Annotated in this window: 14 protein-coding genes; 12 read left to right on the top strand and 2 right to left on the bottom strand. The window is 44.1% G+C overall.

Going from position 1 to position 24,900, the window contains the following annotated elements:
• Positions 1–6: 6 nt before the first annotated feature.
• Both MUCPA_RS22535 and MUCPA_RS22545 read right to left on the bottom strand, forming a co-directional pair.
• Positions 7–3,294 (bottom strand): SusC/RagA family TonB-linked outer membrane protein, encoded by a 3,288-nt coding sequence (locus MUCPA_RS22535; RefSeq protein WP_008509529.1) that lies wholly within the window; start codon positions 3,292–3,294, stop codon positions 7–9.
• 562 nt (positions 3,295–3,856) lie between these two features.
• The gene (locus tag MUCPA_RS22545; protein WP_008509530.1) at positions 3,857–5,047 is read right to left on the bottom strand and encodes a hypothetical protein; all 1,191 of its coding nucleotides are present in this window, start codon (positions 5,045–5,047) and stop codon (positions 3,857–3,859) included.
• A 209-nt stretch (positions 5,048–5,256) separates the two neighbouring features.
• Here MUCPA_RS22545 and MUCPA_RS22550 point away from each other — a divergent pair, with 209 nt between their 5' ends.
• The 12 genes from MUCPA_RS22550 (at position 5,257) to MUCPA_RS22605 (ending at position 24,890) form a co-directional block, all read left to right on the top strand.
• The gene (locus tag MUCPA_RS22550) at positions 5,257–6,039 is read left to right on the top strand and encodes an SDR family NAD(P)-dependent oxidoreductase (RefSeq protein WP_008509531.1); all 783 of its coding nucleotides are present in this window, start codon (positions 5,257–5,259) and stop codon (positions 6,037–6,039) included.
• Positions 6,040–6,280: 241 nt separating this feature from the next.
• A complete protein-coding gene (locus MUCPA_RS22555) occupies positions 6,281–7,087 on the top strand; it encodes a phytanoyl-CoA dioxygenase family protein (protein ID WP_008509532.1) in 807 nt (268 codons plus the stop codon).
• 84 nt (positions 7,088–7,171) lie between these two features.
• Positions 7,172–8,671 carry a S10 family peptidase gene (locus MUCPA_RS22560; RefSeq protein WP_008509533.1) on the top strand — a complete coding sequence of 500 codons (1,500 nt, stop codon included), beginning with the start codon at positions 7,172–7,174 and terminating at the stop codon, positions 8,669–8,671.
• Between the two features lie 539 nt (positions 8,672–9,210).
• Complete coding sequence (locus tag MUCPA_RS22565; protein WP_008509534.1) at positions 9,211–10,404, top strand: anhydro-N-acetylmuramic acid kinase; 1,194 nt, start codon at positions 9,211–9,213, stop codon at positions 10,402–10,404.
• A 49-nt stretch (positions 10,405–10,453) separates the two neighbouring features.
• Positions 10,454–13,456 carry a SusC/RagA family TonB-linked outer membrane protein gene (locus MUCPA_RS22570; RefSeq protein ID WP_008509535.1) on the top strand — a complete coding sequence of 1,001 codons (3,003 nt, stop codon included), beginning with the start codon at positions 10,454–10,456 and terminating at the stop codon, positions 13,454–13,456.
• Positions 13,457–13,475: 19 nt separating this feature from the next.
• Positions 13,476–14,786: a RagB/SusD family nutrient uptake outer membrane protein gene (locus tag MUCPA_RS22575; protein WP_008509536.1), complete on the top strand. Its 1,311-nt coding sequence runs from the start codon at positions 13,476–13,478 to the stop codon at positions 14,784–14,786.
• A gap of 58 nt (positions 14,787–14,844) precedes the next feature.
• Complete coding sequence (locus tag MUCPA_RS22580; protein WP_040626282.1) at positions 14,845–16,662, top strand: serine hydrolase domain-containing protein; 1,818 nt, start codon at positions 14,845–14,847, stop codon at positions 16,660–16,662.
• A gap of 95 nt (positions 16,663–16,757) precedes the next feature.
• Positions 16,758–17,570 carry an N-acetylmuramic acid 6-phosphate etherase gene (gene murQ / locus MUCPA_RS22585; protein ID WP_008509538.1) on the top strand — a complete coding sequence of 271 codons (813 nt, stop codon included), beginning with the start codon at positions 16,758–16,760 and terminating at the stop codon, positions 17,568–17,570.
• Positions 17,571–18,155: 585 nt separating this feature from the next.
• Complete coding sequence (locus MUCPA_RS22590) at positions 18,156–19,211, top strand: glycosyl hydrolase family 18 protein (protein WP_008509539.1); 1,056 nt, start codon at positions 18,156–18,158, stop codon at positions 19,209–19,211.
• A gap of 255 nt (positions 19,212–19,466) precedes the next feature.
• Complete coding sequence (locus MUCPA_RS22595) at positions 19,467–20,039, top strand: RNA polymerase sigma factor (protein WP_008509540.1); 573 nt, start codon at positions 19,467–19,469, stop codon at positions 20,037–20,039.
• A 120-nt stretch (positions 20,040–20,159) separates the two neighbouring features.
• The gene (locus MUCPA_RS22600) at positions 20,160–21,284 is read left to right on the top strand and encodes a FecR family protein (RefSeq protein WP_008509541.1); all 1,125 of its coding nucleotides are present in this window, start codon (positions 20,160–20,162) and stop codon (positions 21,282–21,284) included.
• Positions 21,285–21,452: 168 nt separating this feature from the next.
• Positions 21,453–24,890 carry a SusC/RagA family TonB-linked outer membrane protein gene (locus MUCPA_RS22605; RefSeq protein ID WP_008509542.1) on the top strand — a complete coding sequence of 1,146 codons (3,438 nt, stop codon included), beginning with the start codon at positions 21,453–21,455 and terminating at the stop codon, positions 24,888–24,890.
• The last annotated feature ends 10 nt before the right edge of the window (positions 24,891–24,900 follow it).

The following is a 24,900-nucleotide window of genomic DNA, read 5'->3' on the forward strand; positions in this document are numbered from 1 at the left end:
ATCGGTTTAAAAACTAACATTGATACCCAGGGATGCGGTTTTACTTAAAGGCATAGATCCATAATCACCGGCTACTGCGTAACTACTGTTACCGCTGTTATTGGTATTCTGCGCTTCTGGGTTTGCACCACCTTTGTAATTATCATGACTGAAATAATTTTCGAGAGATATAAAAACCCTGGCCGAACTGATGGTTGCCGATGATTTTAAGAGCTTCTTAAGGTTGTAACCCAACGTAATATTCTGCACCCGTAAAAAATCAGTAGAATAGATCCAGTCAGATGTTACATATGGCACAGTATAAGTTGAGCCATACTTTCCGCGTGGGGCGCTGTAGTTTTGGTTTTCAGGCGTCCATCTGTTGCGCCAGGTGCCTAATACGTTGGCTGTGGTACTTCCAGAAAAATCAATCGCTCGGCCTAAATAAGACAATATCGAGCCGCCATGCTGGCCGTATACCAAAACACTCAGGTCAAAATCGTGGTACTTAAAAGTATTGGTCCATCCCCAGGTATATTTGGGTGTGGGCTGTCCGCCAATTACCCGGTCCTTCGCATCTATCACACCGTCGCCGTTAGCATCATAATATTTTTCATCCCCAACGGTTTCATTCTTTAATTTAGCCACTTTAGGATCGGCCATATCGGCGGCGGTTAAAATACCTACAACTTTGGTTACATAGTAGCTAAAGGCCGGTAAACCCTCTTTTAACAAATAAGGTGCATTACTGCCGCTATAGGCCGAGGCGATTTCGATAGGTGCATGATCTGGGCCAAGCGCAGTTACCTTATTGTTATTGAAGGCGATATTGGCATTCATTGACCATTGGAACCTGGAGGTTCTAACGTTTACGGTACTGAGGTTTAGCTCCAAACCTTTATTGACTACGGCGCCAATGTTCTGCAAGCTGGAGGCGAAACCACTGGCTGAAAGCACGGGCAGGTTAAGCAGTAAATCGCTGTTCTTTTTATTATAAATATCCACCGTTAAATTGATTCGGCTGTTGAAAAAACTGGCATCCAAACCGGCATTGTAAGTTGTTGAGGTTTCCCATTTTAATAGCGGATTAGCCAGGCCGGAAACGATCTGTCCGTTTGCCGATACTGGCGTATTACCACCAAAGCTATAGCTGGCACTGGTAAGCGTAGGGATGGAGTTGTAGTCGCCAATATTGTTATTGCCTGATTTACCCCAGCTAAAGCGCAGCTTCAGGTCGGTAATTGCGGATACATCAGCCAGGAATGATTCCCTGGATATCCGCCATCCTACCGAAGCCGAAGGGAAAGTACCCCAGCGGTTCTGGGCACCGAACTTAGAGGAGGCATCCTTGCGGATAGTACCGGACAAAAGATATTTATCCTGGAAAGCATACTGCAATCTGCCAAAGTAAGAAAACAGCGTATTATTGGTTTCGGTTGTGGTGCCGGTTAACGTTACGCCGGCCGCATTAGGGATGGCATTATTTAAGGTAGTGATAATGTCGTTGGCAAAGCCACCGGCAGTTGCTAAGCTGGCTACCTCCGAGTGAACGATATTATAGGATATACCGGCCACCGCAGATATGTTATGATCTTTAGCGATGGTACGGTTAAAGCTAATGGTATTCTCGTTCAAAAAATTTTGTTTTTTGAGTACGGCGTAAGAGCCGGTTGAATATAAACCGGGGCTGGTAGTTAATGCTGTGGACGCACCCACGGTTACATTGTCTGAGGTGTATTTACTATTATTACGATCAAGGCCGTCATAATTAACGGTAGATTTTATAGCCAGGCCCGGGATTACCTGGTACTCGGCATAAACCGAACTTAATAACCGTGTGGATTTAATTTCGTTAACCGCAGTTTGTAAAAAAGCGTACGGACTGATTAGTTTGGCACTGGCCCAGGTGTAAGTGGCATTTCCAAAAGCACCGGTATTTAGCCCCGCCGAACTTTCTACTACGGGTACCATTTGTGCCAGTTTCATCAACTGGTTATCTTTACCTTCAGCAGGTGGAGAATTCGTGATGGAATAAGAAGGTGCAAGGTTAACGCCGAATTTTAACTTTTTGCTTGCATTAGCTTCAATATTGGCCCTTAAACCATAATTGATATAATTGGAATTGATGAGCGTTCCGTTTTGGTTGAGGTAATTTCCAGAGATAAAGTATTTCACATTATCGGTACCCCCACTTGCCGACAGTTCGTAATTTTGAAAGACACCTTTGCGGTAAACCTGATCTTGCCAGTCCACGTAATCCAAACCGGGGTGCCCCGGTTGTGCCCAGCGCGGGTCCGTCATGTAAGAGGTATTGATCGTTCCGGCGGCCAATCCTAAAATGGCGGCCCGCTGATCGTTTGTTTGACTTGCCGTGCGTCCTGTTCCAGAATTCACCCAGGCCGTATTGGCTACTTCGGTAGCCATAGCCACCCATTCATCAGGACTTAATACGTCCAGCTTACGCGACACCTGGCTCACGCCCGTATTGGCATTCAGGCTGATCTTCATTTTGCCGTTCTGGCCTCGTTTGGTGGTAATGATGACTACACCGTTGGCCGCCCGCGAACCATATATGGCCCCTGCTGCCGCATCTTTTAACACCTGTACACTCTCGATATCGTTCGGGTTTAGGTTATCCAGCGGATTGGTTGTAAACCCTCCTGCCGAATTCTGGCTCGCCACATCCAGCGGGAAGCCGTCAATTACATATAAAGGTTCGCTACCGGCGGTGATGGAGCCGGAACCCCGTACCAAGATGCTTAGGGCACTGCCCACCATACCGGTTTGCTGCCTTACCTGTACGCCGGGCATCTGTCCTATCAGGGCTTGTTCCACCCGGTTAATAGGTTGTTCTTCCACCTGTTTGGCGTCAAAACCAGCCACCGCGCCCAATATATCGCCGCGCTTTTGTGTGCCGTAGCCCACTACAACTACTTCGCCCAAACTGCTTTGTGCAGGTATTAATTTAATGTTGATCTCCGTACGCCCGCCGACATTAATTTCCTGGGTTTGATAGCCAATAAAACTGAAGATCAGGGTGCTGTTATCCTGTGGTACATTAATTTTGTAGCCACCATCATTTCCGGAGGCCACAGCTATGGTTGATGCCTTTACCCTGATGCTCACACCCGGTAGGGGCTGCCCTTTTTCGTCGGTAATTTTACCTTGCACAGCACTGGCTTTTACAGGTAAACTGACTTTTGCAAATGCTTGTGGGCCAATAAATAGGATAAGCCATAAGGCTGTTTTAAAATAGAATGGTAAATGTAAAAGCAAGCGGTTTGAATACCGTTCCTGCTTCGTGTTTTTTTGCATATTATTGTAATGATTTGGTTAACATGAGAACCGGCTCCAACGCCAATTGACACCGGTTCTGTTTATTTGAATCGGGGAAATACTTCGTGGTATTTCCCTTCTTTATCGATTAGTATTGATAAGATTATTCGTTTATTCCTCCTTTCATTCTATTAACAGGCTTATACTTTTCGGTATGAATATTCCTGAATATTTGACACTTATTTGATCGGTTGAGAAGCGCCGTCGCAATGTCCTTAAAGATCAATTTGGATAAGCTGATGCCTTATTTTAACCAACACCGGCGCAAACAGATGGCCGAGTTTGAAATAGGAGTTTGAAAACAGGGGAAAGTAAGATTGTACATAATTACCAGTTATCGATGTTATTCAACTTGTTTGAACGGTGCAAATCTAAAGGTAAAATTCATTATATCTATAATGTCTATGGTTTTTATAGATATTATAAAAAACGCTTGGATTTTGTACATCAATTTAATAGCTTCATAAAAAACAATCGGTGATTGACCCACTAAACAGCAGATTTCAGGATAGTGCAGGATGGGATGAAAATGGTAGATCTGTTAATCCCTCTTTATAGGAACGCTGGAAATAGAGTCTACAAAAAGGCCTTTTTTTCCGTCTGCTTCAGTCGTATTAAATTTGCCTTCCAGTATGCTCTGTCCGGTAATGGCCGGATTATTACCCTTTCCCAGTGGCCAGGTACCATAGGTTTCCTGGATGCTGATGCCGGCAAGTTCGGCAGCTTTAATGCCAAAGTCGGTGCAATTATTTTTGCTCAGGTTGTACTTTACACCATTGTAATTAAGGATTAACCCCTGGATTTTTTCGAATTTTCTTTTTGAAATAAACTTCCCTAAAACTTCATCCCATTCATGTCCCGAATCATCTTTAAATACTGAGGGGGCAGATGGGATCAAGGGTGTAGCTGACAAAATATTATTCTTTTTGGGATAAAAGCCAAAGGAAACAGAGGTATAGGTAGAATCTGAATTGTATTTGATAAGCGTAATAAAGGTATGTCCTACGTTATTCAAAACAAATATCTTACGCTTACCTCTAAGGGGTTGCTTGACATGGAACAGCATCGCATAGGCCACTGCTTCCTTTCCGTCATCGAAGGTTTGGTGGATATGCTGGTAGGTAATTGCTTTGCTTTTAACGGGTGCATTACTTTTTTCAATAGCAGGAGCTTTTTCGCTGATCAGCGAATCATCCTTACTATTGATCGACAGATATTGCTCGGCAGCAGTGTCCGTCAGATCGGTATCGGCATAAGCGGTTTCTTCCCCTGATGTTTCCCGTTGACTGGCAGGTTCCTTTCGCGTTTTTGGAATGGTTTTCAGGAAGCATTTCATCGCGAGCGGATATAACCGCAGTCGCGCAAAAGTATTGGCGAGGCTATAGTAAAATTTTGTTTTAGCCTGGGCGGTACTTGCTGTATGCTCAACTTTCAGCGATTTCAAATAGGCCAGCAGTTGTTTGCGTTGCTGGGGTTTACTGATATTTTCGTTCAGGTTATCCAGTAATTTATAGTCGTTTACCTCAGCAGATATACCTGTTGAGGCAGACGGAGTTACTTTATAACCCTGACCGAATGCCAGGTCGCTATTTAAATGGTTTAATGAAGAGTCTTTTAATAAGGACCTGACACGAACAGATGCCAGAGACTGGCTTTGGGCGGGCGAACTATATAAAAATAGTGTTGCACATATCATTGCTGCGCCAAGCAAGGGCTGAATACGGTGGAACATGGAAGGTATTGAATAAGGTGTGGTAAAATGAACTAAGGCAAAAAAATGTTGTTAAGTACAACAATAAGTGCAGCAGGGGCTGCCGTAGATAGCATAGTAAAGTTGCTCAGGTGATCTCATTATGGCACAAACATAATATTTTATATTAAGACTACAAATTTGGTAGACTTTTTTATTTAACCTTGCAAATCATTAGTCATATTTGTTTTATGGGAAAATACGCATTAATAACAGGAGCAAGCAAGGGCATAGGCAGGGCCATAGCCATACAATTGGCACAAGCGGGCTACAACTTATTTTTGGTTGCCCGTTCAGAAACTGAATTGCAGGAACTGGCTAACTATGTTATTGCCGCGCACGGCGTCAAAGCGGCATATCTGGTGAAAGACCTTTCGCAGGACAATGCGGGAGTTTTGGTTGCAGAATGGGTAAGAAGATCGGATATTCAACTTTCAGTATTGATCAATAACGCGGGTTATGGTTTATGGGGAAATTTTGCTGAATTGAGTTTGGACGGGCAAATGAATATGCTCAGGCTTAACCTGGATGCAACCATTGAAATCACCTATCATCTTTTACCCTTGCTTAAGAAACAACCGAAGGCCTATGTGTTGAATGTATCCAGTACGGCAGCCTACCAGGCACTTCCCACATTGGCACTTTACTCGGCCAGTAAAGCTTTTATCCTGTCCTTCAGCAGGGCCTTACGATATGAATTGAAAGATACCACCGTCTCTGTCAGCGTGCTTTCGCCCGGCCCCACAGACACAGGTTTTGCCCATCGCGCCGGCCTGGATGCACTGGCAGATCTTGCGGAAAAGTTTAACATGCGTCCACAAGATGTAGCCCGGATAGGTTTAAAGGGCCTCTTTGACGGGAAAGCCGAGATTGTTCCTGGCTTTTTAAATAAATTATCCGCCTACGCGGCCAAACACCTGTTTAAAACCTGGATAGAGCGGATAAGCGCGGGTTTATACCGGCACTCAAAATAATTTTAAATAAATTTTTGTATAGTAAATATTTCTTTACATTTGTATTGTCTACTATAAAGATAGGCTTTATATACTTTGAACCAAAATCAACATACCCAACGCGCATCCAGTATGCGAATGTCCCTTTCCCAAAGGGTCATGTGTGGCTGTTGTTATTAATCTCCCGCTCTACTTTTCATTTCGAGCTAAACGCGTAACCGTGGGTGCTTGTATTGTTTTATCTATTTCTATACCTCGTAACATGAACACCGAATACCAAAAATTCACCTTAGGGTCATCTATTACCCCAGAACAACAATTCTTTTTTAACCGTAACGGCTTTATACATTTTAAAGATTTCATCAAACCCGAAACAGTAAGCGATATTATAGCCGCATCAGAACAGGTACAAAAAAACTGGTTGGCCAATGCCATCGACAAAGTGAATGGGGTACCGATCAAATATGGCAAAGACCTGGATGGTTCAACCATTGTGCAACGCTTTGCCTTTATTAACCAACACAGCAACTTACTCCACGAGTTTACTTTAGACCCCCGCTTAAAGGTTTTGCTGGAATTGACCGGTCCGGGTGCAAGGCTTGGAACTGATGAAAAAGATGGAATGGTTTTCAATCATTACGTTAATGCCGAACAAAGCAGCTTTACGCAAATGGGCTGGCATACCGATGGTTTACGGGATATCTTCCACGGTCAAAAGTTGAACCCGATGCTCAACGTAGGTATTCATTTAAGCTCGCTCAAGCCCGAGAACGGAGGTTTGCGGATACTGCCCGGTACCCATAAACAGAGCCTTTATCAGATGTTGTTCAGGAAGAAATATTTTTTGGACAACGAAGCTGACACTAATGAGGTGGCCATCATCCCGGCCGCAGGCGACCTGACTATTCACGACGGACGTTTATGGCACCGCGTTGCACAGTCATCGGTGTTAGGGGAGGAGAGCCGCCGCAGGGTGATCTACGTGCCTATCATTGCCGGTAAATACGAACCGAAGACGGCCGATAGTCCGACAGCCTTTTATCAGCGCTTTGCCGCTTTAGTTAAATAAGTCATGTTGATAGCGCTATTCATTGGCTACCTGATCCGAAGAAAAGGCAAGTCGTTATAAGAAACCGAACTGCAACAATTTGATATGAAAAGGAATACTTTTGTTATTGCTGCCCTTTTTTTGATCCTTTTTATGTTCAGTTCATGGCATACTGAACCTTCGGATCAAAAATCAGTAACCTGGCATAGCATCTTTCTCGATGGTAAACTAATTGACTACAAAGCTACCGCCGGATATATACCTTTAACAGACGTAAACGGCATACTGGTTGCGAAAATATTTTATACGGCCTATACGAGCCTGAACGCTAAAACAGGACAACGGCCACTAACCTTTGTATTTAACGGCGGGCCAGGTTCTGCATCACTATGGCTGCATATGGGCTCTTTTGCGCCGGTCAGGGTTAAATTTAAAACCGAACGTGGCGACCCGCCAGCGGCAGGTTACCCATATCAGGATAATTCCAACTCCTGGCTGGGTTTTACCGACCTTGTTTTTATCGATCCGGTTTCTACAGGTTACAGCAGAGCCGGAGATGGTATCGATCCCCATAAATTTTACGGATATGACCAGGACATCCGCTCGATCGCCGACTTTATTCAAAGCTATCTTACCCAAAATAACCGGCTCGGGAGTTCGGTTTTTATGGTTGGAGAGAGCTATGGAGCTGCACGCGCCGTTGGATTAACGCAATTTTTACAAAACCGGCAGGTCCGGGTAAGCGGCATAACGCTCATATCGCCGGCCTTAAACTATCAGTTGCTCAATTTCGATCATCAAAATGATCAACCGTACATCTATTACCTGCCTACTTATGCGGTAACGGCTCAATATCATCATCGGCTTGCCCCATCGCTTCAAAACCTGACTAAAGAGGAGTTATTTAAGCAGGCATATTTTTTCGCTACCCATACCTATGCCCGGTATTTAAGCCACCGCCGAACCACTGCCGAACTGCCAAAAAAGATCTTAGATTCATTGGCATCTTTTACCGGTCTGTCGCGTAAAGTTATCATCCGCCATAAAGGTATGATCAGGGACAATGATTTTATGAAAGAATTACTCCTCCCGAAAGATGAATGGGTAGGATGCTTTGACAGCCGTTTTACCGGGCCTGAGAAAGGCGGCCGCTACATAGATCCAAGTGAAGTAAATATCAGGAGTTTGTTTATTCCAGCGTTTGATACCTACATGCATCAGAGCCTGGAATATGATAATTCGCTTCCATATCTTGCTACGATTACCGTAGCATGGAACTACGGTACAGCGCAAATTAACGGCTATCTTAATGTATTGGGAACACTAAAGACTATTGTCACCAATGCCCCTGAGCTTAAAGTAAATGTGATTTGTGGTTACTATGACCTCGCTACACCTTTAAGCGCGACCGAATGCGCTTTAAGCCATATCGGTTTACCGGAAGGCCTCCAAAAAAACATCAAGCTCAATTGCTATGATTCGGGCCATATGGTTTATATCAGCCAGGCTGCCAATACAAAACTACAGGCCAATGGCAAGCAATTTTACCAGGATGCCTTAAATGATTTAACTGCAAGATCAAAATTTTTAGCTCAATTACGATGACTCTATCGGCTGCTGCCATCTTTCGGAAGAGCAAAGTCAGGAATTGTATTACCGGCCTTTGCAGCGTTAAGTGGCCTGAATGATCTAAAAAGATCTTTGAGTAAGACTTTAAAGAGACGAACAAGTAGCCGCTGCCTATTTGAGGATAGGCCACCATTCAAAGCCAATTATGATAAATAAACCCATTCTTATTGGCCCATTAGGCTATACAGGATGCTCTGCACCCATTCAGCGCACAGGTTATTGAACTGATTTAGCTGGATCATTAGCCATATATCATCATGAATTCGAGAATTTTTGTGCTTTTATTCGTGTATTGGCACGCTGATTTGCTTCTCTGTTCCCGCATTTTACTTAATAAGTGCATGTATTTGCATTTATTTGCGTTTTTTATTTGCAAAAGATGCAGATAAATGTTTATTTTTATAGAAACGCCCGCGTTAATCAACGCATTGTTCAGAATTATTGTTTTTATTGCGTTTTTGTGCGTGTGCGCTCATTGATTTAACAATTTAATCTTGTTTTTCGTAATATACAGTATGAATTCAAATATTGAAGCACTTTACCAGATAGCCAATAAGCCCGAAAAAACCATTATCGGACTCATGTCGGGCACATCTTTTGACGGTTTGGACATAGCTGTATGCAAATTTACCGGCTCGGGACTGCAAACCAAGGTGAGAGTAACCCATTTCATCACCGTGGAATATGCGCACGATTTTAAGGAAGATTTGAAAGCCATCTTCGCCAAAAAACAAGCCAACCTGGAACAAATCACCATTCTTAACGAAGTTATCGGCGCCTACTACGGCGATTTAATTTTAGAATGCCTGGCTAAATGGGGGATCGCCGTCGCTGATATTGATTTGATAGCCAGTCATGGGCAAACTATTTTCCATGCGCCCAGGCACCAGCACCGTTTAGCTAACTATCCTAATGCAACCTTGCAGATTGGGGATGGCGATCACCTGGCCGTGAAAACAGGAATTATTACATTGAGTGATTTTCGTCAAAAGCACATTGCCGCGGGTGGCGAAGGTGCACCTTTGGCTGTTTATGGCGATTACCTCATTTTTTCGAGCGCGGATGAAAGCCGAATTATGTTGAACATCGGCGGCATAGCCAATTTTACGTTTCTGCCTTCGGGGCATTCAACCGGCTTTTTTTCTACCGATGTAGGGCCGGGCAATACCCTGATGGACCAATACATCCAATTGAAATCGCCTGGAACTTATTACGATAAAAATGCCGAAATGGCTTCTGCCGGAAAGGTGAATGAGCAACTGCTCAGTGCTTTGCTCAATCATCCATTTTTTAAAGCTGATTTCCCGAAAACCACAGGCCCCGAGCTTTTCAGTTTGAGCTATTTGCAAAACGCGATAACGAATTCGGGGCAAGGTGATATTGCCGATGTTGACGTAATGGCAACACTGGCTGCTTTCTCTGCCAGGGGAATTATTGAGGCGATAGAAAGGAACGTTTTGGCAGATGAGCCCTTTGAGATTTACTTGAGCGGCGGCGGCATGTATAACCCCTTACTGGTAAAATACATTGAAAAGCATTTCGGCCGTAAATTGAAATCGACGGCAGAACTGGGCATCCATCCCGACGCTAAAGAAGCTGTGCTGTTTGCCTTGCTGGCCAACGAGGCCGTTGCAGGTGGTAAAATTAGCTTTGGAGATCATCCCGGCTTGCCCACCGTATCAATGGGGAAGGTTTGTTTCCCCAGATGATGAGGGCATAGTACTTGAAAGAGCATTATTAATTTAAAACCCAAGCAATATGAAAAAAGTGTTACAAACGTTTAAACAAGGTTGGTGCCTGTTGGTATTACTGGTTGTGATGTGTTATGGGCAGGGTGCCCGGGCACAAAGTGCTGTCACTATCAAAGGGGTGGTAACGGATGCGCGCGATAAACAGCCCGTCCCCGGCGCTTCTATCAAAATACTGGGGACGCAATTTGGTGCCGCAACCAATATTAACGGAGCCTATTCATTTACGGCAACTGTTAAAGGGCCCACCATTACAGTGGCTGTCAGCTTTACAGGTTACACCACCTATACCAAAACGGTTACGCTGGCTGACCAAAGTGTATTTACCGTAAATGCTTCACTTTCTGAGAATGCTTTGAATCTCGGTGAGGTTGTAGTTACCGGTACAATGGTGGAAACCAGTAAAAAGCAACTGGGTAATGCCATTTCAACCTTGTCTGCCAAAGATTTACAAGGTAGTCCGGTTACCTCAATAGATCAGGCTATGGCCGGAAAGATTGCCGGTGCTCAAATCTCTCAAAACTCGGGTAATCCAGCTGGTGGCATCAGTGTGCATCTGCGCGGCAACTCAACTATAGTGGGCTCAAGCGATCCGCTTTATATTGTCGATGGTGTTATTATTAATAATAGTTATGATCAACTGGTTGATTTGGGAGGATATTCTCAAAACAGGTTAGTGGATATTAATCCTGCTGATATCGATCATATTGAGATTATTAAGGGTGCCGCTGGTGCAGCCATATACGGATCGAGAGCAAGTAACGGCGTAGTTCAGATCTTTACCAAAAAAGGTAAATCAGGAGCGCCTGTAGTTTCGGTTTCTACGCAGTTTCGCAGTAGCTCTATCCGTAAAAAACTGGCCTATAACACCGAGCCGTTCCGTTTTGCCAATACAAACGCCAATGACTTAACAACGGTACCGGTACAACGCTACGATTTGCAGAGCATGATTTTTAGAAATGCAGAAGGAACGGAAAATAACATTTCTGTGAGCGGTGGTAACGACAATACACAATACTATATCAGCGGCGGCTATTTAGGTAATCAGGGTATTGTTAAAGGATCGAATTTTCAGCGGGGGACAGGTCGCGTGCGTGTTGACCAACGATTTAACGATTGGATTAAAGTGAGCGCGGGTTTTAACTACACTTTAAGCGGTAGCGACGAAATTCCGAACGGTGGCATCAACGAAGCTTATGGCGCATTGACAGGATTTATTTTTGCCAATAATTTTGTTAATCCCGATCCAACTTCGGGTATTTATCCGGCGCTTTCCCCGAGCACCGTAACCAGAACTAATCCTCTGGAGGCGATAAACAGGTTTGATTTTCATCAGCAAACAAGCCGTTTTATTGGGGATATTCAGCTAAACATTACGCCTTTAAAAAATTTATCTGTTAATTACACATTGGGTTATGACAATTCAACCCAGTTAGCCACGGGCTTTATACCTGTAGGAAATACAACGCCAACATATAATACAGGTTACTCAAAAAGAGCTGATAAGCTCGACCTATTACTTAATAATGATTTAAATATAGCTTATAAGGCAACTCTCGGACTATTTACCTCCACAACTTCCGCCGGGGCTACTGCACAAACTGAACGCATTAGCTCATCAAGTATAACCGGAACACAATTACCCCCAGAAACTCAGGTTGCTTCGAGCGGTGCCACCGTGGTTTATAATGATGCCAGATCGACATTAAATATTTTAGGATTTTACGCACAGGAAACTATTGGCTTTAAGGATAAAATTTATTTGACAGGCGCTATCAGGAATGATGTTTCATCTTCTTTCGGAGCGAATAACAGGTGGCAGTACTATCCTAAAGTAAGTGGAACCTATCTTTTGTCCGAAGAGGAGTTCTGGAAAAAGTCGTCGCTGGCATCAATTATTCCCGACTTTAAGTTAAGGGCTTCTTACGGTCAATCGGGTAATTTAACAGCCATCGGCGCTTATGACCGGTATAATAATTACAATCCGGCTTCATTGGCTGGCCTTGCGGGAGTGGTTGCATCTTCACAATTGGGTAATGCCAGTATTAAACCGGAACGCCAAATTGAAAAAGAAATTGGTTTTGATGCAGGCTTTCTTAACGGGCGCTTGGGTTTTGAGTTCTCCTATTACAATAAGGCCGTAAAAGATCTTCTATTGTACGTTGGTTTACGCCCTTCAACTGGTTATTCAAATCAATACCAAAATATTGGCAATATGAGTAATAAAGGCGTTGAACTGCTGGTAAGAGGGGTTCCTGTTCAAAACCAAAATTTCAAATGGAATACAATCGTTATATTTTCAACGAATAAAAATGTGGTAACCAATGTTCCTGGAGGCATACTTTCTTTTGCTAATGGTTTTGGTCAGGTTGCTGCGGTAAATGGTTATGCATTAGGCGTGTTTTATTCAACGTATTTTGCGCGTAAGCCTGATGGTTCTCTTTTACTTACAACAGCGGGCCTGCCTCAAGCAGAAAAATCCGGTCGTGATCCTGTAACCGGTCAGCCAACAGGATCAACTTTAAGTAAGGTGATTGGCGACCCTAACCCCAAATGGACAGGATCATTCACCAATGAGTTTACTATCGGTAAACACTTTTCGTTCCGTATGCAATGGGATGCTTCTTACGGCAACAAGGTATTTAACTTTACCAAGCGTGTAGGCGACAGGGATATTTATGGAGGCCTGGCCGGTTATATGCCCGAGTTAGAAGGCAAAGTGCCTAAAGGCACGTCGGCAGCACTTTACAGCATTTTTGAGAACTGGATAGAAGATGGATCCTATTTAAAACTACGTGAACTTTCCGCTTCTTATGATTTGAAATTAAAAATGTTAAACAATAAGCCATTACGTATCTCATTATCGGGCAGAAATCTGCTTTCTATAGACCACTATAGCGGATGGGATCCTGAAACTAACGCGGCAGGCCAAAGTAATTCTGTACGTGGTTTTGATTTTACGGAGGTACCTATACCCCGCACTATTGCGCTTGGCTTAAATTATACATTCTAATTATCAAAAAATTAATGTTATGAAAAGAAAATTGAACTATAAATATATTATCCTGACGCTGAGTTTTATAGTTACGTCCTGTAAGCTTGATCAGGTTAACCCTAATGCAGCAACAGATCTGGTGATATTAAATACCAGGTCAGGAATAATCGCTTTAAGTATTGGTTTAAGGCAATATTATTCAACAACCGGCTTATCAAACGTTATGTTGGCCCCGGATGTTACCGCGCGTGAGCTAAAGGGTGTGGCCACCTTTACCAATACCTTAGAGTTAGAAGCCGGTGGTACAGCCTTATCCACTACTAATGGTATTATTTTGGCTTACTGGACCGCCATGCAAACCGAGATGGGGATGTGTGAGAGTATCATAAAAAGCGCCCCTACGGCATCTGGCGTTGAGCCAGCATTGTTAAGCGGAGTTATGGCTCAGGCTTATTTATTTAAAGCCATGTCGCTGGCAGAGTTGGCTATTGCTTTTGAGCAGGCTAACCTGGCCACCAGTATAACAGATCCGGCTAAATTTGTACCCCGCGCGCAAGTTTTTGCAGAGGCAATCAGGTTGCTCGATCTGGGTATTGCTACAATTACCGCTACGCCGCCGTCTACGGCATTTACCACCTCGGTTACCGGTACTGACTTTGATTTAAAAAACACTTTGTACGCAATGGAGGCGCGGATCAACCTGATGGCGGGTAATTACCAAAAGGCAATAGATAATGCAAATTTGGTCGACCTGGCTAAAACATCCAAGTTTACTTATACCACAGCTAGCCCTAATCCTTTGTATACCCTTTATAACGTAACCATCTCCTATCGCGCTCGTGATAACTTCGGCCTTCCGGCAGGTTTATATGATGTTGGCGATTTAAGGTATAATTTTTATTTCACCACACCCAAAACTGTTATTAATGGCGATCCGGTGGTTTCCATGGCTGGTTTTACAACTTCCCCAACCGCATATATTCCGGTTTATTTAACAGACGAGATCAAGTTGATTAAGGCTGAAGCCATTGTACGTTTAGGTGGCGACACCAACCCCGCAGTTGATTTAATAAATGCCGTTAGAACACAAACCACCGGCGATCCTTTTGGTGTTAACGCCGGTTTATCTGCCTATTCGGGTGCTACTACAACTGATGCTCTGCTGGTCGAAATTTACAAGCAACGTTGCGAGGAGCTGTATTTAAGCGGTTTAAAGTGGGAGGATACCCGCAGGTTTAATCGCCCGGCGCCACCGGCAAATAATACCGAACGGAACCGCATATTCTATCCTTATCCAACTCAGGAAAGAAATGTTAATCCCAATACACCGGTTGATCCTGCAATTTAATTATCATCATCCCGGGGAGCGTGTAAATTGCTCCCCCGGATTGAAAATCTTCTGGCCGATGAAAAAGTTAATAGTCGTATTATGGGTATGTAGTTTTGCAACCGCTTTTGCGCAAAACCATGCCATTAATCAGCAAAAGTTAGCCAATATCAGGCAAGCGGAGCAAAGCGTGGTTGTTTTAAATAACAGCGGCGGGTATTTGCCTGTAAAAAATATGGAAGGCCTAAAGGTTGCAAACGTTCATGCAGGTTTTGATTTTGCCCCGGTGTTTGATAGTATTGCCAATAAATACAGCACCGTTACCAGTTTTAATACCGATGGTATTACCGGTACCGAAGCCTTTAACGCCCTGCACGATAAGCTCAAGCTATACAACCTTATTGTGTTTACCATCTCTGGCCATACCCGCTTTACACCTGCTTTTTTAGCCTTTGTAAATGATGTGGCAGCTCTTCACCAGGTGGTGTTTGTGCTTGCCGGAGATGGGAAGAATTTAACCCGCTTGGACAAAATCCAGGCACCGGCAATTTATTATCCCAATAATACAAGCGAAGGGGCCTCGATAGCCGCACAGGTCATATTCGGCGGTGTAGGCGCTACAGCCAAACTTGCCGCCGGTTATAGTCCCGGTTTTAAGCAGGGATCCGGCTACACCACCACAAAAATACGTCTCGGTTATTCAGTCCCCGAAGCGGTGGCTGTTAACAGCGATAGGTTAGCGGGTATTGATTCGTTAATTAAGGCTGGGATAGCCGCGCATGCGGCCCCATCGGTAGTGGTGCTGCTGGCTAAGGATGGGCAGGTGATATTTCAAAAGGCTTATGGCAAGCATACCTACGATGGTACGGAGGTAACTCAGCCCGATGATATTTTTGATATGGCATCGGTAACCAAAGTTACCGCTACAACCCCGGCCATTATGCGCTTGTATGATCAAAAGGCCATCAATATTGATAGTCCGATCAGCAAATACATAGCCCTGGTGAGGGATGCGCCCGATAAGCGTGATGTTAAGATTAAGGAAGCGCTGCTGCACGAGGCCGGATTTACACCCTACATCAAATTTTACGAACAGCTTAAGCCAACCGATATGAGCCGCGATTCGTCGGCTGCTTATCCAACCAAGGTGGCCGATGGCTATTATTTGCGCGCCAATTATTTTAATGAGGTGATGTGGCCCGTTACGCTAAAATCAGAAGGCCATACCAGGGGTAAATTTGTATACAGCGACATCAGCATGTATATGATGAAGGAGGTTGTAGAGGAAGTGACTCATACCAAACTGAATGATTTTGTAAACGCTGAGTTTTATCGCCCCTTAGGCTTGCAGGCTACCGGGTTTTTACCGCGTAACCGTTTTGATAAAATCAGGATAGTACCCACAACCGAAAACGATAACTGGTTCAGAAATATGTTGGTACAGGGCTATGTGAACGATCCCGGATCGGCTATGGCGGGTGGGGTAGAGGGGCATGCTGGCTTATTTGCTAACGCGAATGATCTGGCTATTTTTTACCAGATGCTGTTAAACCAGGGCGTATACGGAGGCAAAACATATTTTAATCCGGGTACGGTAAAAACGTTTACCTCCCGCCAGTCAAAGGTTAGTCATCGCGGTTATGGCTATGATCGCAGGGCGGATAAAAGGGAGCCCGGCGACTACTGCTCTGAGCAGGCATTTGGGCATAGCGGCTATACCGGTACTTATGTATGGGTTGATCCTCAATACAATTTGGTATACATCTTCCTGTCCAACAAAACCTATCCCGATGATGGTAAAACATTTGGCGTATCAAAAATTAATTTAAGGCCCAAAGTACTGGATATGTACTACAAAGCAATTGTTGACGGTAGGGCAGTTGTGGAAAAAAAATAGAAATAGTTTAACAGACAATCAAATAAGGCGTTTTGCCCGTTTTATGGCAGTCGGGGGCGCCATAAGTTTTGGTAAAGTCGGAATAATATAACAGGATGGAACTAACAACAGAGAAAGATTCTAATTACCATAACCTTCACGAATTGTCGCTTGGTGATATATTACAGAGTATTAATGAAGAAGATCAGACCGTGCCTTTGGCGGTTAAAAAAAGTATCGGGCAAATTGAGGCGCTTGCCGCCGCCATTAGCAAACAAATGAAAGCAGGAGGGCGGCTGTTTTATATAGGCGCCGGAACCAGCGGCCGGCTCGGAGTGTTAGATGCTTCAGAATGCCCGCCAACCTTTGGCGTAAGTGCCGACCTGGTTATCGGGCTGATTGCCGGTGGTGATACCGCGATCAGAAAAGCGGTAGAAAATGCCGAAGATAACATGGAACAAGCCTGGAAAGATATGGAGGCTTATGCCATCAATAACCAGGATGTGGTGGTAGGCATAGCGGCATCGGGCACTACGCCTTATGTTTTAGGCGGATTGCAGCAAGCCAACGCCCGCGGGATTGTTACCGGCTGCATTGTTTGTAACGCCGGGTCACCCATATCGCGCGAAGCACGTTACCCGGTTGAGGTTGTTGTTGGCCCCGAGTTTTTAACCGGATCAACCAGGATGAAAGCCGGTACCGCCCAAAAACTGGTGCTCAATATGCTAACCACCTCGGTTATGATTAGCCTTGGCAAAGTGCGGGGCAATAAAATGATTGATATGCAGCTGAATAATTCCAAGTTATATAAGCGGGGGGTGAGTATGATTATGAAGGAAACCGGCGTTGACGAAGAAACCGCCAAAAAACTGCTGGAAAAATACGGAAACATACGCGAAGCGATAGACGAGGCGAGCGGTGTTCGTTAGTCTGGAGTTCTGAGTCTTGAGCCGGGAGTCAGGAGATCTGAGTCGGGAGTCTTGAGTCTGTTCAGAGTTGGTTAGCAGTAATGTCTTTACATTTTGTCATCCCGAGTATCCGATCCGGCCAGCCGAAAAAAAAACGGGGATGACATTCGACCCCTGTAAGCTGTTTTGCGCAAAAAGAAAAGTGCGCACAGGCCAGACTGCACGCCGGGCCGGGAGTTGGCCTGTGGGCGGAAGGATCGGGCAGTCTTGACTTTTTTGGTTCTTTTTGTGTCAAGACAAAAAGAACAAAGCCTTTCGCGCGGCGATTGAGCGCGCCGATGTTGTAAATTAAGAATACTGATTATCGGAGAAAACTGCTTTTAAAAGATCCCTCCTCGCGTCGGGATGACATGATGGAAAGAAATTTAGTATTGACAGTCAATGACTTAACGGCACGTCATTAGAAGGTACGAGGGACCTTTTTCGTGCGATAAGTAGACCACAGGCTCATCCGCGAAAACATCCTTTCTCGCAGCCCGTTGGTACAATACGAAAGGGAACCCAAAGACTCAGAACTCCAGATTAAAAAAACTAATTTAACCTATCATGAAAAAGCAAATTTTAACTGTCTTATTCGTTTACTTGTTGGTGTTTAAAGCCTCGGCGCAGGTATCTTCCGAAAACCTGTTTTATATGACGGACAGTCCGGATTCTTTCGGGAGTTTTCGTGAAAACTTAAGTCAGATCTCCATTGTTTGTCCACAGGTATTCTTAATTAGTAAGGAGGGCGTTTTATCAGGCTCTGTCGACCACCGATTGCTCGAAATGGCGAAGGCCAATCATATCAAGGTGATGCCTCTTATTGTAAATACGGGGTTTAACAGCGTTTTGCTGCACAATATTGTAACTAACCCCGAGGCGCGTAAACGCGCCATCGGCATGATGCTTTTATACGCCAAACAATACGGGCTTGATGGCTGGCAGTTTGATATGGAAGGACTTAATATTACCGACCGGGATAGCTTTACCTCATTTTTTAAAGAAACGGCAACAGCCCTTCACCAGCAAAAATTACAACTCTCGGCAGCGTTGGTGCATACCATTGAAAATGTAGGTGGCCCCACGGCATATCACAGCTTCCTGTTTGAAAACTGGCGTGCCGGGTATAATTTTAAGGAACTGGCAGAAGCAGGCGATTTTCTTTCCATCATGACCTATGACCAACATACCCGGCGCACGCCGCCAGGACCTGTGGCTGGCGTAGACTGGATGGAGCGCATCGTTAAATACCTTTTAGCAGAGGGCGTACCGTCGCAAAAACTATCACTCGGTATTCCCAATTATTCGGTGCATTGGTTTCCTGACTATACCGAAGAAAAAGGCGGTTTTTCAAACGGGCAGCAAATTGGTTATACTGCCGTACAGTACCTGCTTGGCAAGTACGATGCAAAACCCGTATGGAACCAAAAGGCAGGCTGCAATTACGCGGTTTGGGATAACGATGGCGTATACGAGTATATTTATATTGAGGACGCGCAATCGTTAAAGCCGAAACTCGATATTTTAGAGAACTACAAACTGCGCGGTATATCCGTTTGGGTTTTAGGTAAGGAAGATGTGGCCTTTTGGGATGTGTTGAAGAAGGAAACCAGGAGGAGGTAACAGATTTGTTGGGCAGATGGAGGCTTGGATTACTTTTTTTTATTTTATATAAGTATTTTATATCCTGATTGGGGAGTCGGAGATAATAAATTGCCGATTTTAAAAGTTTTTATGCACTGAGGGTCGAAAAACGATGTTTTTCGCGTGCCGATGCTGCTGTTTTATTAACCAATATGGCTAATCGCCACGTCAGTGGTACAACTACATGCCGTAATATTTGGATAATTTATTAAATTGCAATCCCGAAGTGTATAAATGAAGGATTATGGCAAATTTACGGATAACGAATTAGTGTCTTTGATCAAAGAAGGCGACCATGATGCCTATACTAATATTTTTGAGCGCTATACCCGCTTACTTGTAGCGCATGCCTTTCGTTTATTAGGCGATCAGGATGCCGCTAACGATGTTGTTCAGGATGTATTTGTTACGTTATGGCAAAACAGGGCTAAACTTACTTTAAGCGCGTCATTCTCATCATATCTCTATACGGCCACCCGGAACCGCGTTTTCAACAAAATGTCGCACCAAAAAGTAGTGGCAAAATATGCCGGTTCCATTATTGATTTTATGCAGGCGGGATATGCTTTGGCCGACGAGCAGGTACGCGTAAAGGAATTATCTGCTTTAATTGAGCAAGAGATCAGCGCCCTGCCTCCGCGGACGCGGGAAATATTTCTTTTAAATAAGGAGGATGAGCTATCTTATAAGGAGATTGCGCTTAGGTTGAATATCACAGATCAAACCGCAAAACAACAAGTATATATTGCATTAAAAAACTTAAGATTAAAATTAGGTTCCCTCATCAGCGTTGTGTTGCTTTTTTAGTGGCTTTTAATTTAAAAAGCACACTATATTAACATTAATTTAATTTTTTTTTGATTTCGTATATGACGATAGCATGGTTTAGCTGTCATGTAGTAGTAGGGGTTAAGATGCCTTGATACTATGAAAGAAGACAAAGCCACAGCGCTATTAAAAAAATATGAGCGGGGAGCGCTTACCCCCGAAGAAAAAGGGCTGCTTGAAACCTGGTATTTGCGACAAGCTGCAAACAGCAGCCATCAGCTCAGTGCCGAAAAGCTCGATGAAAGTTTTGAATATTTAAAAGGTAGGCTCCCGGTAAAACCCGCTGGCATCAGGCCGTTATGGCCGCGCTTAGTAGCCGCAGCCTCAATTCTGGTGGTATTATCGTTGGGTACTTATTTCCTGCTTCATAAAAATGACGACAGCCGAAAAGCTAATCTTGCGCAGCCGAAAAGCATTTTGCCAGGCGGCAGCAAAGCGATATTAACCCTGGCTAACGGAAAACAAATTATTTTAACCCAGGCCAAAAATGGCAGGTTGCTTACCGAGGCAAATACTGAAATTAACAAAACGGCAGATGGCAGTGTGCTTTATAAGGCTATAAAAACCGGGCATCATGATATCCGGGCTGAATATAACACCTTATCAACTCCGCGCAGCGGCCAATACCACCTCACGCTGGCCGATGGTACCGGCGTTTGGTTAAACGCGGCATCTTCTATTAAATACCCTGTAGCTTTTACCGGTGCCTACCGCGAGGTTGAAATAAGCGGCGAGGCTTATTTTGAGGTAGCCCACAATCCCGCCCGGCCGTTCAGGGTGAAATCAAACGCACAGGTGGTTGAGGTATTAGGCACCCATTTTAATATTAACGCCTATAGTGACGAAATGGCGGTTAAAACTACCTTGTTAGAGGGGAGTGTTAAAGTAACGCCAAATAACAACGGTACAAGCAAACTGCTGAAACCCGGACAGCAAGCTGCTTTATCCGGAAGCGCACTCAGTGTAGAAAGCGCTAATGTTGAAGAAGCCACAGCCTGGAAAAATGGCTATTTCAGGTTTAATAACGAAAAAATAAGGAATATCATGCGGCAGCTTTCGCGCTGGTATGATATTGATGTTCAGTATGATGGCGATGTTACAGACGAGGGGTTCTACGGAACTATTTCGCGCTATAAAAATATCGGCGAAGTTTTAGAAATGATACAACAAACCAAAGGCGTACACTTTACAATAGAAGGAAGGAGGATTACTGTAACCGGATAAATTTATACTTACCCCACAAGCCGTAATCCCAAATAAAAGTCATCCCGGATCCGACCCCGGAATGACTAAGGCTGGATTGCTTAACAATTAACATCATTAAATTACCGTGAAGCGCCTGCACCATCTCGACAATGAAATAGGCTCAACGCATTAATCCTGCTATAACAAATGTACAAAATTTACCCCGATAATTTTATACAGCCCCCTGGCCGTGTAAATAAATTACTGTTGATCATGAAGTTAGCTACCTTGATTTTAATAACAGCTATCGTACAGGCAAGCGCGAGCTCCTATGCGCAGCGGATTACGCTCAAGGCCAAGAATTTGCCTTTGGTTGTGGTTTTTGACCAGATCAGGGCGCAAACCGGGTACGACTTTTTTTTCACAGCATCAACGCTCAAAGGTTCAGCGCCGGTTACTGTAAATGTAACTGGTATGGAGCTGAACGATGTTTTAGAGCAAATATTTAAAGACCAGCCGCTCGAGTTTAAAATCGAAAATAAATCAGTCATCGTTTCAAAAAAAGAATTGTCGCTGATAGAAAAGGTAACCAAATTATTGGCGCCCCCTCTTCATCTCAATGGTGTTGTAATGGGGGAAGGCGCGCCTTTACCAGGTGTAACCATCATTAATAAGCGCACCGGGAAAGGAACCGTTACCAACCTGAACGGTGAGTTTAATTTAAACGGTATAAATGAAAACGATGTGCTGGTTTTTAACTACATCGGTTATGAAAAGTACGAACTGGTTGTAAAAGAAAGTAAAACATCTTTTGTAAACGTTGTGATGAAGCCAAGTAACTCCAAACTGGACGAAGTACAGGTAGTGGCCTACGGGCAAAAAACCAGCCAGCGTATCAGTACCGGCGCTATAGCCAAGGTAACTGCCGAAGATATAGCTAAACAACCGGTAACCAATGTGTTGCAGTCTTTAGAGGGCCAGGTGCCGGGCTTGCTCATCAGCCAGAACAGCGGTTCACCGGGAGCGGGCATCAATGTGCAGATCAGGGCTGCTAAATCTTTGCCATCTGTTTCGGATAATAATGGCAACACCATACCTGCTACGGGCACAGCTCCCTTATATATTGTTGATGGTGTTCCTTTTATTTCAGAACCTATTTACACCGCTGGTGGCAATAGTGTAGGTTACCTGCGGCCGTCTTTTGGCAACAACCCTTTAAATATTATTAATCCGGCTGATATTGAAAGTATCGAAATATTGAAAGATGCCGATGCTACCTCTATTTACGGCAGCCGGGGCGGTAACGGTGTGATCTTAATTACGACCAAAAAAGGAAAATCTGGTAAAACGAAACTGAGCGTTAATTTCAGTAACGGTATATCGGATGTAGCCAACCTGCACAAGGTATCAGATATGACGCTTGCGCAATATCTGGAAGTCAGGCGCAAAGCATTTGCCAATTCGGGTGCTACGCCCACGGCTACCAACGCGCCCGATCTGATGGTATGGGATACCACCAAATCTACCGATTTTCAAAAATTATTAATGGGGAAAACCGCCCATGCCACAGATGCTTCCACCACGTTTACCGGAGGTAACAGCCAAACCAATTTCCTTTTGAGCGGTACTTACCATAACGAAACAACGGTAATACCCGGCGACTATACTTACAGCAGGGGGAGTGTACACTTAGCGGTTGAACACAGCTCGTTAGACAGGAAGTTTACCGCAAATATCACTACTACTTTAGCGCTCGACCAAAATAATAACGTGGCCAGGCAGGGAAATACGACAGACCTGGGCGCTGTGGCTTTTAGCCAGGCACCTAATTTTCCATTATACAATGCAGCGGGCACAGGTTTATATTGGTTTAACCTGAATACTTTTTCGCTACAGTATGAAAACCCGCTGAAATACATGTACCAAAAATATTCAGCTAAAAATAATAACCTTATCGGCGGCATCCTGCTGAAGTACACACCGGTTAAGGGCTTGAATATTAAATTGAATACATCTTATAATAAATTGGTTGCCGATGCGCAGGACCTTGCTTACTCACAAAGCATCAATCCTTTATCGGGTACGCTTCCATCGGCCAAACGCCAGCAAAATAACGTAGAAACATGGAATGTGGAACCACAGGTAGATTATACGCTGAAGATAAGCCGCGGAGATCTGAATTTACTTTCGGGCGCAACTTTCCAGGATAATAAATACGACCAGCCGTTCTATGTGGTGGCCACTAATTACAGCTCCGATGCACTGTTAGGTTCCATTTCGGGTGCCGGTTCCGTCAATGTTTACAATTTTAATTCCGAATATAAATATCAATCTTTTTTTGGGCGTGCTAATTACAACTGGTTAAACAAGTACATCCTGAATGTAAATTACAGGCGCGATGGCTCTTCTAAGTTTGGTGCTAATAAACGTTTTGGAAACTTCGGTTCGGTTGGCGGCGCCTGGATATTTACCGAAGAGAACCTATTTAAGAATACGCTTCCGGCCTTGAGCTACGGAAAACTCAGGGCAAGTTACGGATCTACCGGTAACGACCAGATTCCTAATTACCTTTATTTAGACTCTTATAAAACCACATCGTATGGTTATAATGGTACAACTGGCCTGGCGCCAACCTCACTCGCCAACCCCGACCTACAATGGGAGGTTAATAAAAAACTGGAATTTGCCCTCGACCTCGGGTTTTTAAAAGACAGGATACTTTTAACAGGTGCCTGGTTCCGCAACAGGGTGAATAATTCCCTGGTGAGCATCCCCCAAAGCACGGTTACAGGTTTTAACTCCTATTACGGCAATTTGCCAGCAACCATTCAGAAAAAAGGTTTTGAATTTACTTTAACCACCCAGAATTTCAAAAACAAAAATTTCAACTGGACCACCAATTTCAATATCTCCTTTGTACAAAGTAAGTTGTTATCCTTCCCTGGTATAGAAAGTACGCAGTATACCAGTTCGTTGGTGGTGGGGTCATCGCTTAGCACCATCTATGCTTATCATTACACAGGCCTTTCACCCGTTACTAATTTGCCAACCATTGAGGATGCCAACAAGAGTGGCTCAACCAATATTACAAGTACCTCCGAAACCGGCCTGGCCGCCTACGGCCTGGGCGATAAGGTAGCGGTTGGTAAAACAGACCCGGATTATTACGGCGGAATGAACAATACTTTCAGGTATAAAAACTTCCAGTTGGATGTAATGCTGCAATTTACCGGGCACAGCACACAATACGGTATAGATTATTATGCCGGAACTGCCCCTCCGGGATATAACGCGGTAAATATGTCGAGCTATATGTACGATTTATTTAAGCAAACGAATGGAAAAATAGCCACACGCACTTTCGGGATCAATACAGATGGCACCGCCTATAACAGCTATACTAAATATATCCAGTCTGACGCCGTGCTTAGCGATGGCGCTTATTTGAGATTAAAGAATGTGGCGTTTTCGTACACCTTTAAAGATAGCTGGGTTAAGAGTTTAAAAATGAGTTCGGCGCGCTTCTACCTGCAAGGTCAAAACCTGCTCACTTTTACCAAATTTAAGGGTTATGACCCTGAGACTCCGGCAAGTAATATCCCGCCACTACGTACAATTATTGCAGGTGTTAACTTCTCATTCTAAAATATCCGAT

The sequence above is a fragment of the Mucilaginibacter paludis DSM 18603 genome (assembly GCF_000166195.2).
Taxonomy (GTDB): Bacteria; Bacteroidota; Bacteroidia; order Sphingobacteriales; family Sphingobacteriaceae; genus Mucilaginibacter; species Mucilaginibacter paludis.